The 17,443-nt window shown below is 44.6% G+C and carries 13 protein-coding genes; 4 read left to right on the forward strand and 9 right to left on the reverse strand.

The genetic code is table 11. The features are described from left to right. The first annotated feature begins 1 nt into the window (after window position 1). The 3 genes from PR699_RS18040 to PR699_RS18050 all read left to right on the forward strand — a co-directional run bounded on the left by PR699_RS18040 (window position 2) and on the right by PR699_RS18050 (window position 2,650). A complete protein-coding gene (locus PR699_RS18040) occupies window positions 2–772 on the forward strand; it encodes a thiazole synthase (RefSeq protein WP_014656952.1) in 771 nt (256 codons plus the stop codon). Further along, window positions 769–1,890, forward strand: a complete 1,122-nt coding sequence (gene thiH / locus PR699_RS18045; RefSeq protein WP_014656953.1) for a 2-iminoacetate synthase ThiH — start codon at window positions 769–771, stop codon at window positions 1,888–1,890. Before PR699_RS18040 ends, thiH begins: the two co-directional genes overlap by 4 nt. A 106-nt stretch (window positions 1,891–1,996) precedes the next feature. After that, window positions 1,997–2,650, forward strand: coding sequence for a hypothetical protein (locus PR699_RS18050; RefSeq protein WP_014656954.1), 654 nt, complete (start codon window positions 1,997–1,999; stop codon window positions 2,648–2,650). A gap of 53 nt (window positions 2,651–2,703) precedes the next feature. Here the strand turns inward: PR699_RS18050 and PR699_RS18055 are convergent, their stop codons facing one another. The 9 genes from PR699_RS18055 to secE form a co-directional block, all read right to left on the reverse strand. Beyond that, on the reverse strand, window positions 2,704–4,005 hold the full coding sequence (locus tag PR699_RS18055; protein ID WP_014656955.1) for a uracil/xanthine transporter: 1,302 nt from the start codon (window positions 4,003–4,005) through the stop codon (window positions 2,704–2,706). 743 nt (window positions 4,006–4,748) lie between these two features. Beyond that, a complete protein-coding gene (rpoC, locus tag PR699_RS18060) occupies window positions 4,749–8,969 on the reverse strand; it encodes a DNA-directed RNA polymerase subunit beta' (protein WP_004924780.1) in 4,221 nt (1,406 codons plus the stop codon). A gap of 112 nt (window positions 8,970–9,081) precedes the next feature. Then, window positions 9,082–13,110: a DNA-directed RNA polymerase subunit beta gene (rpoB, locus tag PR699_RS18065; protein ID WP_014656956.1), complete on the reverse strand. Its 4,029-nt coding sequence runs from the start codon at window positions 13,108–13,110 to the stop codon at window positions 9,082–9,084. A gap of 348 nt (window positions 13,111–13,458) precedes the next feature. Continuing rightward, window positions 13,459–13,827: a 50S ribosomal protein L7/L12 gene (gene rplL / locus PR699_RS18070; protein WP_004924778.1), complete on the reverse strand. Its 369-nt coding sequence runs from the start codon at window positions 13,825–13,827 to the stop codon at window positions 13,459–13,461. A 60-nt stretch (window positions 13,828–13,887) separates the two neighbouring features. Continuing rightward, on the reverse strand, window positions 13,888–14,385 hold the full coding sequence (gene rplJ / locus PR699_RS18075; RefSeq protein ID WP_004924776.1) for a 50S ribosomal protein L10: 498 nt from the start codon (window positions 14,383–14,385) through the stop codon (window positions 13,888–13,890). A gap of 303 nt (window positions 14,386–14,688) precedes the next feature. Next, window positions 14,689–15,390 carry a 50S ribosomal protein L1 gene (gene rplA, locus PR699_RS18080; protein ID WP_004924773.1) on the reverse strand — a complete coding sequence of 234 codons (702 nt, stop codon included), beginning with the start codon at window positions 15,388–15,390 and terminating at the stop codon, window positions 14,689–14,691. A 3-nt stretch (window positions 15,391–15,393) separates the two neighbouring features. Next, window positions 15,394–15,822, reverse strand: a complete 429-nt coding sequence (gene rplK, locus PR699_RS18085) for a 50S ribosomal protein L11 (RefSeq protein ID WP_004924771.1) — start codon at window positions 15,820–15,822, stop codon at window positions 15,394–15,396. A gap of 162 nt (window positions 15,823–15,984) precedes the next feature. Then, complete coding sequence (gene nusG, locus PR699_RS18090; RefSeq protein WP_004924769.1) at window positions 15,985–16,530, reverse strand: transcription termination/antitermination protein NusG; 546 nt, start codon at window positions 16,528–16,530, stop codon at window positions 15,985–15,987. Continuing rightward, window positions 16,531–16,917 (reverse strand): preprotein translocase subunit SecE, encoded by a 387-nt coding sequence (gene secE / locus PR699_RS18095; RefSeq protein ID WP_004924767.1) that lies wholly within the window; start codon window positions 16,915–16,917, stop codon window positions 16,531–16,533. Window positions 16,918–17,055: 138 nt separating this feature from the next. Here secE and PR699_RS18100 point away from each other — a divergent pair, with 138 nt between their 5' ends. Further along, the gene (locus PR699_RS18100) at window positions 17,056–17,202 is read left to right on the forward strand and encodes a hypothetical protein (RefSeq protein ID WP_004924828.1); all 147 of its coding nucleotides are present in this window, start codon (window positions 17,056–17,058) and stop codon (window positions 17,200–17,202) included. Window positions 17,203–17,443: the final 241 nt, after the last annotated feature.

Below are 17,443 nucleotides of genomic sequence, written 5' to 3' on the forward strand. Positions count from 1 at the left end.
CATGTTAAAAATTGCCGATGTGACTTTTCAGTCACGCCTCTTTACTGGCACAGGAAAATTTGCCAATCCAACATTGATGCAAAACGCAATCACTGCATCAGGCAGTCAGCTTGTTACCATGGCGATGAAACGTATAGATTTACGTGGCAATGACGATGGCATTTTAAAGCCTTTGCAAGAGATTGGGGTAAGACTGCTCCCTAATACTTCTGGTGCGAAAAATGCCCAAGAAGCTATTTTTGCCGCACGCCTTGCCCGTGAAGCGTTGGGAACTCATTGGGTTAAACTAGAAATTCACCCCGATGTGAAATATCTCTTACCCGACCCCGTCGAAACCTTAATTGCTGCCGAACAACTCGTAAAAGAAGGGTTTGTGGTACTGCCTTATTGCAGTGCTGACCCTGTGCTGTGTCGTCGTCTCGAAGAAGTCGGTTGTGCAGCCGTAATGCCACTTGGTGCACCGATTGGCACCAATAAAGGTTTAGTCACCAAAGAGATGTTACGGATCATTATTGAGCAATCGACGATCCCCGTAGTGGTTGATGCTGGGATTGGCGCACCTAGCCATGCGATCGAAGCGATTGAAATGGGGGCCGATGCCGTACTAGTCAATACCGCCATCGCTGTAGCAAAAGATCCTGTGCTTATGGCTCAAGCTTTTAAAGTCTCCCTTGAAGCCGCAGAGCTTGCCCGACGCGCTGGCCTTGCTAGCCCGAAACAACATGCTGAAGCTTCAAGCCCATTAACCGAGTTTTTGGGAGCATTACAATGAACAGCAGCTTTCGCCAACGCTGGCAGCAGCTAAATTGGGATGACCTAACCTTACAAATTTATGCCAAAAATACACGAGATGTTGAGCAGGCTCTTGCTAGCGATACTTTAACACTTGATGATTTTATGGCATTGCTCTCCCCTGCCGCTCGCCCTTTTATTGAGCAATTAGCGCAGAAAGCCCAAAAGCTAACACGGCAACGTTTTGGTAATACCGTGGGGTTCTATGTGCCACTGTATTTATCAAATCTATGCGCTAATGATTGTACATATTGTGGTTTTTCAATGAGTAATCACATTAAACGAAAAACGCTCGATAAAAACGAAATCATTAATGAGTGCGAGACAATCCGTAAAATTGGTTTTGATAGCCTGTTGTTAGTCACAGGGGAGCATCAAAATAAAGTGGGCATGGATTATTTTCGTGAGCATTTACCCACAATACGCCGCTATTTTAGCGCCTTGATGATGGAAGTTCAGCCACTGAGCACCGAAGAGTACGCTGAACTTAAGACATTAGGACTAGATGGTGTGATGGTGTATCAAGAGACTTACCACGAGCCAGCTTATCAACTACATCATTTGAAAGGTAAAAAACAGGATTTTCATTGGCGGCTGGAGACCCCTGACCGTTTAGGGCGGGCTGGTATCGATAAAATAGGACTTGGAGCATTAATTGGTTTATCTAACAGTTGGCGCACCGATTGCTATATGGTGGCGGAGCACCTGATTTATCTCCAAAAACACTATTGGCAGAGCCGTTATTCTATTTCATTTCCTCGTTTACGCCCTTGTGCTGGTGGTATAGAGCCGGCTTCTTTAATGAGTGAAGCTGAACTTGTGCAGCTTATTTGCGCATTTCGTTTATTGGCGCCAGATGTTGAGCTATCACTTTCAACCCGCGAATCGCCTTATTTTCGCGATCACGTTGTGCCACTTGCCATTAATAATGTCAGTGCGGGTTCAAAAACACAGCCGGGCGGTTATGCCGATGACCATGCTGAATTGGAACAATTTGCACCGCATGATAATCGTAGTGCCGCACAAGTTGCAGAATCTTTAATTCGTTCGGGGCTACAACCGGTCTGGAAAGATTGGGATGGCTATTTAGGGCGTTAATTTATCCGATAAACTTCAAGGAGGAAGTTTATCCCTTTTTTGGCTACTTTTACGTTTCATTTATCGGGCTATACTCCGTTCTCTGTTCACGACAAATGAATCATATATGATGACCCAAAAATGGTTTTTTCTACTCTTTGTCTTATTCTTTTCATTATTAATGAGTGGCTGTGCCAACGTTCGTTGGAAGCATCCAACGCCTTCGCGTGAAATCATCCAATTAATGATGTCGGAAATTCAGGGAGCCAGAAATATTGATGAAGAAGAGTTCGCCGTAGAAGAAACGCTTGCCCGATTAAAAGCACAAAAAGTATCTCATGGCACTCGCCCTTTTCAGGTCGTATTATTCGGTAAAGATCATGAAATACGAGTTGAAGGCTATAGTGAGTATTTTGATTCATTTGGCATAATTTCCGATGCCGATTTTGCGCGTTTTTCTATCCCAAATAAAAACAATATTCAGGGATACTACTACTCCTACCGTGGCACAATGAAAGCTGTGGATTACAGCCTCCCTCACATGGTAAGGGATTCAAACAGTAAAGACAGCTTAGTTTTATATACCAAACCACTCACAAACTACCAGATCACCGTGATCTATTTAGAGGGTGCCCAATATCAATTTAACTACGGCTCAATGCCAATATCAATCGGGATTTTTGGTCCCGCTAAGTCCTATAAGAATAGTTTTGATGGCCGGTTTTATATCTCACCTAGCGACAAAACAAATCGTTACCAACTCCGCTCGCCAATGTACTAATGCGTGATCTAACCTCATTATAAACGCTACATAATGAGGTTTTTCTGTATTCGTTAATGAATCTTATCCCACTTAATACTGTTTTCGAGGATCAACGACAAAATGATCCCCATTAACAAACCATTCCCTAATAATGAACTAAACATCATTGGTAATGAATCCATGACAGCATCGGGGGCTGACATTAAAAAAATACCGATAAATAATGGTAGTGCTAAACGATAAATATTGCGGGCGTTCAGTTTAATTTCGGCTAGAAATGAAAAAGAAGAGAATAATAATGGCAAATAAGTTGCCAACATCACCGCGCTACCAATCGCTAACGGTAATGAACGAAAAAACTGGGTCAATACGGCAACTGCACCAACGAATAACAGCAGTAAACTCCCAATCGTAAAAGAGACCCGCGAAGTATCCTTGGTCTGTGTAATCAAACCAATGGATGAGACAAACGGTGAAAACGGCACAACACCTAATGGTGCTGAAAATAAAGTTAAAACACCTGACGTCACAAAACTCCGCCGATAAATAGATTTTGTCGACTCTTTTTGCGGATAAAAAACATCACTGCCTCGTATCGCACCAAAAGTGTTTGAGGTATTCAAAATACCTGCCAGTATCGCAGTGATCACAATGCTTGGTTGAATATCATCTGCCCGTCCTAATGGAAAGAGTAGCCATTTAGCCTCTGAAACTGTGGAGATTTGTCCATGAAATAGCAGGCTGTAAGCCCCCCAGCCTAGAACAGTTCCACAGAGTAAAGCGTATTTGCTAATACTCGGGGGTAGAAAGACAATCATAGCGATAACAAAAATCAGCACTGCAAAGGCAAGAAAAAAAACTGGATAATTAACGGTAACGCTAGGATCTGAAACCCCAAAGGGTAGCCCTAACATCCCTTTTAGGAAAATTGAGACTAACTGAGCGCCAAGTAAAAACATAAATACGACTAAGACACCCGGTTTAAATAAGCCAGAGAGCCAGTTACCTAGTCCTGTTAGCCCTATTAATATAGTAACAATACCTGATAAAAAAATACCGACGGCGAGACTCCAACCAATAATTGCTAAAGAGGTTCCTTGCATCGACTCTGATAGCGTCACGGTTAAGATTGTTGCCCACCATAAACCGGTCGAACCTTCCATCAGTGCACGTTTGTGCCCTAAAAAAGCTTGTAGCAAACAGGCTAATGCAATAAGCAAAAAAGCGTATTGGGTGATAACAAATGTGGTTTCAGCCGATAAATGAAAGGCAGATTGCAGTGTAGGTGGAATAACAACGGTATTGCAAAAAATAAAGAAAAACCATTGGAAGCCCGAAATAAAGCTACTTTTTTTGATTATATTTTTCTGCACTGAAGACCCCATTATTTATTATTATCGATGGTTAACAGTCTAGTCGTGTTTAAATTAAATTTCTAATTATTATTTTTGGCCTATTACTTGGATATTTATCGATTATATTGAAAGGGCAGTCGCTAACAATGCTCTAAAATTAATGGTTAAATTTATTTAATTTTGAGTTAGGGAGATAGTATTTTTCTTTCATGACCTATTTTATTAAATTTGCAAATTAACTTTTAAACCTACTCTTCATATTTATTTAATGTCATAGCGATAAGTTCACATTAATCACTTTATAATAAAAGCTAATAAATAAACATATATCCTATCGCTATTTATATTTGTGATATTAATGACTATGTATATTCTTTTCTACTTAAGGACATGACATGGTGACTCGAAAATATCGTTTTATGCCTTCCATTGAGAATGACACCATCAAACATAATTTGCAGTATTCTTCTTTTGATACATTACCCGATATTTATGAAGAGATATGGCGTTGGCCATATCTAGAAATACCTACGATCGAATGCAGGATTTCATGAAATTAAAAAAGAGCCTTTAATTTCTTCCCCAAATAATTATTTTCCAGAGTTAGCCAATTATCTCGCGTGTCCGCATATTCACATTATCACTGTCAATAAGGGTTAGTGGCAAAACGGACATTTTATATTGCTGATTTATACCTACAAAAAAACCGGCGCTATTGAAGCGCCGGTTTTATTATTGTGTTTCAATCAGGCTTATAAGCCTTAATTGTTATCGCTGCTGAACCCTGCATTTAACAGTTCAGCCAGGTTAGCCGTAGCTTCATCTGCGCTGACTTGTGGCGCTTCCACAACATCATTCAGATGACGGCGACGGATACGGTCTTGATGATACGCAAAACCAGTACCTGCTGGGATCAGACGACCCACAATAACGTTCTCTTTCAGACCGCGAAGCTCGTCACGTTTACCTGCAACGGCAGCTTCTGTCAGTACGCGTGTGGTTTCTTGGAACGATGCTGCTGAGATGAAGGATTCTGTTGCCAGAGATGCCTTCGTGATACCCAACAGGTCACGTTCGAACTTAGCTGGGATCTTACCATCCTGCTCAAGTTTACGGTTAGAAACTTTAACACGTGAGTACTCAACCTGCTCACCTTCAAGGAATTCAGAGCTTCCCGCGTCAGAGATAGTCACTTTACGCAGCATCTGACGAACGATAACTTCGATGTGTTTATCGTTAATCTTAACGCCTTGTAAGCGGTAAACTTCCTGAACCTCGTTCGTGATATAACGCGTAACCGCATGAACACCACGCAGACGCAAGATATCGTGTGGAGACTCTGGGCCATCGGAGATCACGTCACCGCGCTCTACGATCTCACCTTCAAACACGTTGAGCTGACGCCATTTAGGGATCATCTCTTCATACGGATCAGAACCATCCATCGGTGTGATCACCAGACGACGTTTACCTTTGGTTTCTTTACCGAAAGAAACAATACCGCTGATCTCAGCCAAGATTGCAGGCTCTTTCGGACGACGTGCTTCAAACAGGTCAGCAACGCGTGGTAGACCACCCGTGATATCTTTAGTACCCACAGATTCTTGTGGAATACGCGCTAAAGTATCACCCACGTTGATAGCGATGCCATCATCTAACTGAACAATTGCTTTACCCGGTAAGAAGTACTGAGCAGGCATGTCTGTGTTAGGAATAAGCACATCGTTACCATTTGCATCAACAACACGCAATGCAGGACGCAGGTCTTTACCACCACTAGTACGTTCCGCAGTATCCAGAACAACGATTGAAGACAGACCGGTTAATTCATCAGTCTGACGAGTCATTGTTTGACCATCAATCATGTCAGAGAAGCGGATAATACCGGATACTTCACTGACAACTGGCATGGTATGTGGATCCCAGTTAGCAACAGTTTCGCCACCGTTAACTGCTTCACCGTCACCTTTAGTCAGGTGCGCACCGTAAGGAACTTTGTAGCTCTCTTTAGTACGACCGAACTCATCAATCAGGCGTAATTCGGTATTACGTGAAGTAATAACCAGTTTGCCTTCTGAGTTAGTCACAAATTTCGCGTTAACCAGTTTCAGCGTACCTGGATTACGAACTTGGATGCTAGATTCTGCTGCCGCACGAGATGCCGCACCACCGATGTGGAACGTACGCATCGTCAACTGTGTACCTGGTTCACCGATTGACTGTGCCGCGATAACCCCGATAGCTTCACCTTTGTTGATGATATGACCACGAGCCAGGTCACGACCATAACAGTGAGCACACACACCGAAGTCAGTTTCACAGCTAACGACGGAACGGACTTTAACGCTGTCAACAGAGTTTTCTTCTAACAGGTCACACCATTTTTCGTGTAGCAACGTATTACGTGGAACCAGAATGTCCGCGGTACCTGGGATCAGGATGTCTTCCGCAGTCACACGACCCAATACACGCTCACGCAGTGGTTCTTTAACATCGCCACCCTCGATAACCGGAGTCATCAGGATACCTTCGTGAGTACCACAATCGTCTTCAGTCACAACCAAGTCCTGAGCAACGTCAACGAGACGACGAGTCAGATAACCAGAGTTCGCTGTTTTCAATGCGGTATCCGCAAGACCTTTACGAGCACCGTGCGTAGAAATAAAGTACTGGAGAACGTTCAGACCTTCACGGAAGTTCGCCGTGATTGGTGTTTCGATGATTGAGCCATCTGGCTTAGCCATCAGACCACGCATACCCGCAAGCTGACGGATCTGAGCGGCAGAACCACGAGCACCGGAGTCGGCCATCATAAAGATACTGTTGAAAGAAACCTGTTGTTCTTCTTCACCGTCACGGTTAATAACTGTTTCAGTTGACAGGTTTTCCATCATCGCTTTAGCAACACGTTCGTTTGCCGCAGCCCAGATATCGATAACTTTGTTGTAACGTTCGCCTGCTGTCACCAGACCAGACTGGAACTGTTCCTGAATTTCTGCAACTTCCGCTTCTGCTTCGGCGATGATCCCTGCTTTTTTCTCAGGAATAACCATATCGTCGATACCAACAGATGCACCAGAGCGTGCCGCGTAGGCAAAACCGGTATACATGATTTGGTCAGCAAAAATAACTGTTGGTTTCAGACCCAGTACACGGTAACAGGTGTTCAGCATTTTGGAGATCGCTTTCTTACCTAGCGCTTGGTTAACCAGCGAATAAGGCAAGCCTTTTGGTACGATCATCCACAAAATTGCACGACCAACAGTAGTATCAACCATACTGGTGTTAATCGTAATGTTACCTTCACCGTCTTTCACTTCTTCAGTGATACGGACTTTAACGCGGGCATGCAGTGATGCATGACCTGAACGGTAAACACGCTCAGCTTCTTTCGGGCCGGCCAGAACCATGCCTTCGCCTTTCGCGTTTACGCAGTCACGAGTCATATAGTAGAGACCCAATACAACGTCCTGTGAAGGAACGATGATAGGCTCACCACTTGCTGGTGACAGAATGTTGTTGGTTGACATCATCAACGCACGTGCTTCTAACTGAGCTTCCAGAGTTAAAGGAACGTGTACCGCCATTTGGTCACCATCGAAGTCGGCGTTATATGCCGCACAAACGAGTGGGTGCAATTGGATAGCTTTACCTTCGATCAGAATTGGCTCGAACGCTTGGATACCCAGACGGTGAAGTGTTGGTGCACGGTTCAGCATGACTGGGTGTTCACGGATAACTTCATCCAAGATATCCCAAACTACCGCTTCTTCGCGCTCAACCATTTTCTTCGCTGCTTTAATGGTTGTTGCCAGACCACGTAGTTCTAATTTGCCATAAATAAATGGTTTGAATAGCTCAAGAGCCATTTTCTTAGGCAGACCACACTGATGCAGACGCAGGTATGGACCTACTGTAATAACCGAACGACCTGAGTAGTCAACACGCTTACCTAGCAAGTTCTGACGGAAACGACCTTGTTTACCTTTGATCATATCAGCCAAAGATTTCAGAGGACGTTTGTTAGAACCTGTAATTGCACGACCACGACGACCGTTATCTAACAGTGCGTCAACCGCTTCTTGCAGCATACGTTTTTCGTTACGTACGATGATGTCTGGCGCAGCCAGATCCAGAAGACGTTTCAGACGGTTGTTACGGTTGATCACGCGACGATACAGATCGTTCAGATCTGACGTTGCGAAACGGCCACCATCCAGAGGAACTAATGGACGTAGATCAGGTGGTAATACAGGTAGAACGTTCAGGATCATCCACTCTGGTTTGTTGCCAGATTGAATGAACGCTTCTAATAGTTTAATGCGCTTAGTCAGCTTCTTACGCTTCGTTTCAGAGTTAGTTTCATTCAACTCTTCGCGTAGTGTTTCACACTCGTTCTCAAGATCGAGGTTTTTCAGCAGACCTTGGATTGCTTCCGCACCCATTTTCGCGTCAAATTCGTCACCGAACTCTTCCAGCGCATCGAGGTATTGTTCTTCTGTCAGGATCTGTCCACGTTCAAGGCTAGTCATACCGCCTTCAACAACGACATAAGATTCAAAATACAGAACACGCTCGATATCACGCAGAGGCATATCAAGTAACAAACCGATACGGGATGGCAGTGATTTTAAGAACCAGATGTGTGCTGTCGGAGAAGCAAGTTCAATATGCCCCATGCGCTCACGACGAACTTTAGTCTGGGTGACTTCAACGCCACACTTCTCACAAATCACACCGCGGTGTTTTAAACGTTTGTACTTACCGCACAGACATTCGTAGTCTTTTACTGGCCCGAAAATACGCGCACAGAAAAGGCCGTCACGCTCAGGTTTGAACGTACGGTAGTTAATGGTTTCTGGCTTTTTCACTTCACCGAATGACCATGAACGGATCATATCAGGTGATGCCAGAGCAATTTTGATCGCATCAAACTCTTCGGTCTTGGTTTGCGCTTTCAGAAACTTTATTAAGTCTTTCACAAAATGGCTCCTGTCGGAGTTAGACCTGTCAGGTGAGAGGCCCCTGCCTCTCCCCTAATCCCAGTACTTATACTGGCCGGAAGACTAAAATTAGCCTTCCGGTACAAACGAATTACTCGTCTTCCAGTTCGATGTTGATACCCAGTGAACGGATTTCTTTCAACAATACGTTGAAGGATTCCGGCATACCAGGTTCCATCTGATGGCTGCCATCGACGATGTTTTTATACATCTTCGTACGGCCGTTAACGTCATCCGACTTAACAGTCAACATCTCTTGGAGTGTATAGGCTGCACCGTATGCTTCCAGTGCCCACACTTCCATCTCCCCGAAACGCTGACCACCGAACTGAGCTTTACCACCCAGCGGTTGCTGAGTAACCAAGCTGTAAGAACCAGTAGAACGGGCGTGCATTTTATCGTCAACCAAGTGGTTCAGTTTCAGCATGTACATGTAACCAACAGTTACTTGACGCTCAAACTTCTCACCAGTACGGCCGTCGAACAATGTAATCTGACCAGAAGTTGGCAGACCACCCAGTTTCAACAGTTCTTTAATTTCAATTTCTTTCGCACCATCAAACACTGGCGTTGCGATTGGCATACCTTTTTTCAGGTTCTCAGCCAGACGCAATACTTCTTCATCAGAGAAAGTATTCAGATCCACTTTTTGACGTGGGTCATCACCAAGGTCATAGGCTTTCTGGATAAACTCACGCAGTTTGGCAACTTCTTGCTGCTGTTTAAGCATAGCATTAATTTTGTCACCAATACCTTTCGCAGCCATACCCAAGTGGGTTTCCAGAATCTGACCGATGTTCATACGTGAAGGTACGCCCAGTGGGTTCAGAACGATGTCTACAGGGTTACCGTTTTCATCGTAAGGCATGTCTTCAACTGGGTTGATTTTTGAGATAACACCCTTGTTACCATGGCGACCCGCCATTTTATCACCCGGTTGGATCTGACGTTTAACAGCCAGATAAACCTTAACAATTTTCAGTACGCCTGGAGCCAGATCATCACCTTGGGTGATCTTACGACGCTTAGCATCGAGTTTTTTCTCAAACTCAGATTTCAGCTCATCGTACTGCTCAGCAAGTTGCTCTAACTGGTTCTGTTTCTCTTCATCAGCCAGAGACAGCTCTAACCAGCGATCGCGAGGCAGTTTGTCCAGTTTCTCTGCTTCAATTCCGCCACTGATCAATACAGAACGGATACGAGCAAATATACCGGCTTCGAAAATACGTAACTCTTCAGTTAAGTCTTTCTTAGCATCACGTAATTGTGTTTCTTCGATTTCCAGCGCACGCTTGTCTTTTTCTACGCCATCACGGGTAAATACTTGTACGTCAATAACCGTACCAGAAACACCGTTAGGAACGCGTAGAGAAGAGTCTTTAACGTCAGACGCTTTTTCACCAAAGATTGCACGTAGCAATTTCTCTTCTGGTGTCAGTTGGGTTTCGCCTTTCGGCGTCACTTTACCAACTAGGATATCGCCGCCTTTAACTTCAGCACCGATGTACACGATACCAGACTCATCGAGTTTAGAGAGTGCCGCTTCACCGACGTTAGGAATATCAGCAGTAATTTCTTCAGGCCCCAGTTTGGTGTCACGAGACACACAAGAGAGTTCCTGAATATGGATGGTTGTAAAACGGTCTTCTTGAACAACACGCTCAGAAACGAGGATGGAGTCCTCGAAGTTATAACCATTCCATGGCATGAATGCCACGCGCATGTTTTGGCCAAGTGCCAATTCACCTAGGTCAGTTGAAGGACCATCAGCTAACACGTCACCACGTTCAACTGGTTCACCTAAAGATACACAAGGCATCTGGTTAATACAGGTGTTCTGGTTAGAACGGGTATATTTGGTTAGGTTATAAATATCGATTCCAGCTTCACCCGGATACATCTCATCTTCATTAACTTTAATAACGATACGAGAAGCATCAACGTACTGAACTGTACCACCGCGTTTTGCAACTGCTGTTACACCGGAGTCAACAGCAACCGCACGTTCCATACCTGTACCCACTAATGGTTTATCAGCGCGTAAAGTTGGAACCGCTTGACGTTGCATGTTCGCACCCATCAATGCACGGTTAGCATCATCGTGTTCAAGGAATGGGATCAGTGACGCACCAACAGAAACAACCTGTTGCGTCGAAACGTCCATATATTCAACTTGATCGCGGCTGAACAAGCTTGATTCACCACGGTTACGACAAGTGATCAGTTCTTCAACGAAGCTACCATCTTCCGCCAATACGGTGTTTGCCTGAGCAATGATGAAGTTTCCTTCTTCAATTGCTGACAGATAGTGAATTTCGTCAGTAACGATACCATCGCGCACTAAACGGTAAGGTGTTTCTAGGAAACCATACTCGTTAGTCTGTGCATAAACAGACAATGAGTTAATCAGACCGATGTTCGGACCTTCAGGGGTTTCGATTGGACAAACACGACCGTAGTGAGTTGGGTGAACGTCACGTACTTCAAAGCCCGCACGCTCACGAGTCAGACCGCCTGGGCCTAACGCTGAGATACGACGTTTGTGTGTGATTTCTGACAGTGGGTTGTTTTGGTCCATAAATTGAGACAATTGGCTGGAACCAAAGAACTCTTTCACTGCCGCAGAAATTGGCTTCGCGTTGATCATATCTTGTGGCATCAATGCATCGAGGTCGCCCAGAGAAAGACGCTCTTTCACTGCACGCTCAACACGGACCAGACCGACACGGAACTGGTTTTCTGCCATTTCACCAACAGAACGAATACGACGGTTACCTAAGTGGTCAATATCGTCGACTTCGCCTTTACCGTTACGGATATCGATGAGCTTACGCATAACATCAATGATGTCTTCTTCACTCAGGATACCAGAACCTTCGATTTCATCGCGGCCCAGTGAACGGTTGAACTTCATGCGACCTACCGCAGACAAGTCGTAACGATCTTCTGAGAAGAACAGGTTATCGAACAGGTTTTCAGCCGCTTCACGTGTTGGTGGCTCACCAGGGCGCATCATACGGTAGATTTCTACCAGCGCGCTCAGGCGGTCATTTGTTGGATCGACACGCAGGGTTTCAGAAATGTAAGCACCGTGGTCTAAGTCGTTGGTAAACAATGTTTCAATTGTTTTATGACCCGCTTGGCTCAGACGTGCCAACATATCTAATGAAAGTTCCATGTTAGCTGCACAAATCAGCTCGCCAGTACTTTCATCAATGTAATCTCTTGCGACTACTTTACCCGCGATATATTCAACAGGCACTTCAATGCTGTTGACTTCTTCTTTTTCTAGCAAGCGGATATGACGTGCAGTGATACGACGGCCTTTTTCAACATAGACTTTGCCGTTTGCTTCGATATCAAATGAAGCAGTTTCACCACGTAGACGCTCAGGAACCAGCGTCATCATCAGCTTGTTATCACGGATTTGGAATACAGTTTTGTCGAAGAACAAGTTCAGAATGTCTTCGGTGCTGTAATCCATTGCACGTAGAATAATGGTCGCAGGTAATTTACGGCGACGGTCGATACGTACAAACAGGTTATCTTTCGGATCGAATTCAAAATCAAGCCATGAACCGCGGTAAGGGATAATACGCGCGTTGTACAGGACTTTACCTGAGGAGTGTGTTTTACCTTTGTCGCTGTCGAAGAACACACCAGGGCTACGGTGTAACTGAGAAACGATAACACGCTCAGTACCGTTGATAACGAAGGTTCCGTTTTCGGTCATGAGTGGAATTTCACCCATGTAGACTTCTTGTTCTTTGATGTCTTTTACAGTGCCTTCTGGTGCTTCACGCTCATAAACAATGAGGCGCAGCTTAACACGCAGTGGTGCAGAGTATGTGACGCCACGGATTTGACATTCTTTAACATCAAAAACAGGCTCACCCAGACGATAGCTGACATATTGCAGTTCAGCATTACCGCTGTAGCTCTGAATAGGAAACACAGAACGGAAAGCTGCTTCCAGCCCGTTCTGACCATCAGGATCTTGCTCGATAAACTTCTGGAACGAGTCAAGTTGGATAGAAAGGAGATAAGGTACATCCAACACTTGTGGACGTTTACCAAAATCCTTACGAATACGTTTTTTCTCGGTATAGGAGTAAACCATAGGGTTCCTCAGCTCGCTGATCAGTGACCCACTCTGTCCGTCCATAAGGACAGCATCGATAACGCTATTTTTTGAAATGGAAAATGAACACTTTCCGTAATACTCATTGCTATTACTCTTAAATCATTTCATTGTGCCACTCTGACTACCGAGCTACCCGAGCGGGTCGTAGCTGAGAACACAGTATATTAAGTCGTCAATAGAAAGAAGTATTGGAGGGTTTGTTAACATCAAAATTGCGTGAAAAAGCTGTTAACACCCAATCACGCTTTACAGCGCAAAAAGGCTGGTGATTAAAAAATCACCAGCCATCAGCCTTTAAGTTAGGCTGCAAACTGAAGACTGAACTTATTTAAGCTCAACAGAAGCGCCTGCTTCTTCAAGAGATTTTTTCAGAGCTTCAGCTTCGTCTTTGCTAGCACCTTCTTTAATAGTTGCTGGCGCAGATTCTACCATATCTTTAGCTTCTTTCAGACCCAGACCGGTCGCACCGCGAACTGCTTTGATAACAGCAACTTTGTTACCGCCAACAGAAGCCAGAACAACGTCGAACTCAGTTTTTTCTTCAGCAGCTTCAGCAGCAGCACCTGGAGCAACAGCAACAGCTGCAGCAGCAGAAACGCCGAATTTTTCTTCCATCATAGTGATCAGTTCAACAACGTCCATTACAGACATTTCAGCAACTGCGTCAAGGATTTGGTCTTTAGTGATAGACATAACAAGTGTTCCTAAAATTCAGAAATAGTTTATACGTTAAAAAGCAACGAAGGAAAGGGCTTATGCAGCTTCTTTCTGATCGCGCAGAGCAGCCAGAGTGCGAACCAGTTTGCCTGCAGCGGCTTCTTTCATGGTTGCCATCAGGCGTGCGATTGCTTCTTCGTAAGTTGGGAGTGTTGCCAGACGATCGATATCTTTCGCTTGGATTAACTCACCTTCAAAGGCCGCAGCTTTAATCTCAAATGCTGGATTCGCTTTCGCGAACTCTTTGAACAGACGAGCAGCAGCGCCCGGGTGTTCGTTAGAGAAAGCAATCAAGGTTGGACCAACAAACGCGTCTTTCAGGACTTCGTAAGAAGTACCTTCAACAGCACGACGGATCAGCGTGTTACGAACAACACGGATGTAAACGCCAGCTTCGCGACCTGCTTTACGCAGTTCAGTCATTTTTGCTACAGTTACGCCGCGTGAATCAGCAACAACTGCAGAAAGCGCGCCTTTGGCTACTTCGCTGACTTCAGCAACAATCGCTTGTTTGTCTTGAAGATTTAGTGCCATTAGCTTCTTGCTCCTGGATTAACCGGGAAACCCCGGGGACTCACATCACCCAAACACGACATGTGTTGAGCGCTAAAACACGGTGAGCAGAAGCCAGAATAAAATTCTTGGTATCTCTGTCACCGTCTACGCAGGTAGATTAAGTATTGCTACACCTGCGGTCTTGGACGGGGTCTGGAAAGGCCAGACTCCATACCGAAATTCGTGGTTTACTAATACTAAAATAGTACTAGCAAACTCAAGGCGTCAGATTTTATACAAATCTGACGCAAAGGTAAAGTTTAATTACTAAAAGTATTAGTATTAAACTGCTGCTGACAGACCAGCTTGGTCGATAGCAACACCTGCACCCATCGTAGTAGACAGGCTAACTTTCTTGATGTACACGCCTTTAGCAGAAGCTGGTTTTGCTTTTTTCAGCGCAATCAGCAGTGCTTCTAGGTTTTCTTTCAGTTTGTCAGCATCAAAGTCAACTTTACCGATAGTGGTGTGAATGATACCGTTTTTGTCGTTACGGTAACGAACCTGACCTGCTTTAGCATTTTGAACTGCTTCAGCAACGTTAGGTGTTACAGTACCCACTTTCGGGTTTGGCATCAGACCACGTGGACCCAGGATTTGACCTAATTGGCCAACAACGCGCATTGCATCTGGAGAAGCAATAACAACGTCGAAATCCATCTCACCAGCTTTAATTTTATCAGCCAGATCGTCCATACCAACCAGCTCAGCACCAGCAGCTTTAGCTGCTTCAGCGTTTGCGCCTTGAGTAAAGACTGCAACGCGAACTGAACGGCCAGTACCGTGTGGCAGTACAGTTGCACCACGTACGTTCTGATCAGATTTACGAGCGTCGATGCCGAGGTTAACAGCAACGTCAACGCTTTCTACGAATTTAGCAGTCGCTAATTCTTTCAGCAGAGCAACGGCTTCGTTGATGTCATACTGTTTAGTTGAATCAACTTTTTCACGGATATTGCGCATGCGCTTATTCAGTTTAGCCATTGATTAGTCCTCCACAACCAGGCCCATGGAACGAGCAGTACCTTCGATTGAACGCATCATAGCGTCAACATCAGCACCAGTCATGTCCGCAGCTTTAGTTTCAGCGATTTCGCGAATCTGAGCAGAGGTTACTTTACCAACTTTCTCTTTGTTCGGCTTACCAGAACCAGACTTAACGCCAGCCGCTTTTTTCAGCAGAATTGCAGCCGGTGGAGTTTTGGTAACGAAAGTGAAAGAACGGTCTGCGTAAACAGTGATAACAACAGGAATTGGCAAACCTTTTTCTAGGCTGTCTGTTTTTGCGTTAAACGCTTTACAGAATTCCATGATGTTCACACCTTGTTGACCCAGCGCTGGACCAACCGGTGGGCTTGGGTTAGCCATACCAGCCGCAACTTGCAGCTTAACGTAGGCTTGTACTTTCTTAGCCATGTATATTTCCTCTAGATGGGTGATAGCGCCTAATTTTAGGCTCCCCGTTAATTAACACGCCCCGCAATTTGTTAACCAAATAATGCAAAGCGTAAAAAACAAAAGGCGCGAAATTGTAGTCAAATTTCACACCTTTTGCAAGCCAGTTTTTGCCGTAAAAAGTTAGACTTTTTCGACTTGGCTGAAATCTAATTCGACAGGCGTTGCACGACCGAAAATAGAAACAGAGACCTTCAAGCGGCTCTTTTCATAGTCGATTTCTTCAACCACACCGTTAAAGTCAGCGAATGGACCTTCGCTAACACGCACCATTTCACCTGGCTCAAACAATGTTTTAGGACGTGGTTTGTCGCCAACTTGCTGTAGGCGATTCATAATCGCATCGACTTCTTTATCACTAATTGGTGCTGGACGATCCGACGTTCCACCGATGAAGCCCATCACACGCGGTACACTACGTACTAAGTGCCATGAATCATCATTCATAACCATTTGAACTAATACATAGCCTGGAAAAAACTTACGTTCGCTTTTGCGACGCTGACCACTACGGATCTCAACAACTTCTTCGGTTGGAACCATGACTTCGCCGAAAGAGTCTTCCATACCATGCAATTTGATATGTTCACGTAGTGATTGCGCTACACGGCCTTCAAAACCAGAGAAAGCCTGAATAACATACCAGCGCTTTTTAGGTGAATCTGACATTTAGAATAACCTCAGGCTTGTAATAATCGAAACTAAACGCACTAGGATACCATCTAATCCCCACAGTATTAATGACATAACAGCCGTTACTGCAGCAACAATCAAAGTCGTTTGTAATGCTTCTTGGCGAGTTGGCCAAATCACTTTTCGCATCTCAATGCGAGCTTCACGCGCAAACGATAGTGCTTGTTTCCCCTTTACGGTCCACAAAGCGACAGCACCTGCAATGGCGACAATAGCCACAACAGCAAAAGCACGCAGCGCGAGGTTATATTGACGGAAGTAATAGTTGCCAGCTATAGCAATCAGTAGTAGGACAGCTACCACCACCCACTTAAAGACGTCTACACTGCGTCCACTTCCTTGAGCTTCGCTATTCGCACTCATAATTCAACCTGTTACCATGAAGTATGTATAAAGCCTGTTAGCCTACAAAACGGTAAAGCAAACAGACCGAACCAATAGAATATGCCAACATATCCCTTATGTACCCGCCGAGCTTGCTAAGTCAAACAGGGAGTATCGTTGACAATACCTGCAAAAGTAAAAGTGTCGTCAGCGAGCAAAAAGACAATTGCGCCCTATCTACTTTCCGCAGGTCATTACTGGCATGCTCAGCAAATTTTTCGCCACGATATTATGAAAATGAATTTCTTAATGTGGCAGCGGTAAAATATACCATATCTTCTGAGCAAAACCTTAATAAATCTCATATAACTGCATAAAGCTGGTGATACAGCCGTTATTTCGTTGCATCAGAGCCTATCTCACCAATAATTAGAACAACTATTGATGAGATAGGTTCTTAATTTTACAACGCATATACTCACAATCCATCGGGTCATATAGTTAGTCTATATAACTCGAATAATTTTAAGTATAAAAAGGGCATCCTATAGATGCCCCTTTTCAC

Origin of the sequence: Providencia sp. PROV268 (assembly GCF_028477805.1) — a bacterium.
GTDB lineage: Bacteria > Pseudomonadota > Gammaproteobacteria > Enterobacterales > Enterobacteriaceae > Providencia > Providencia stuartii.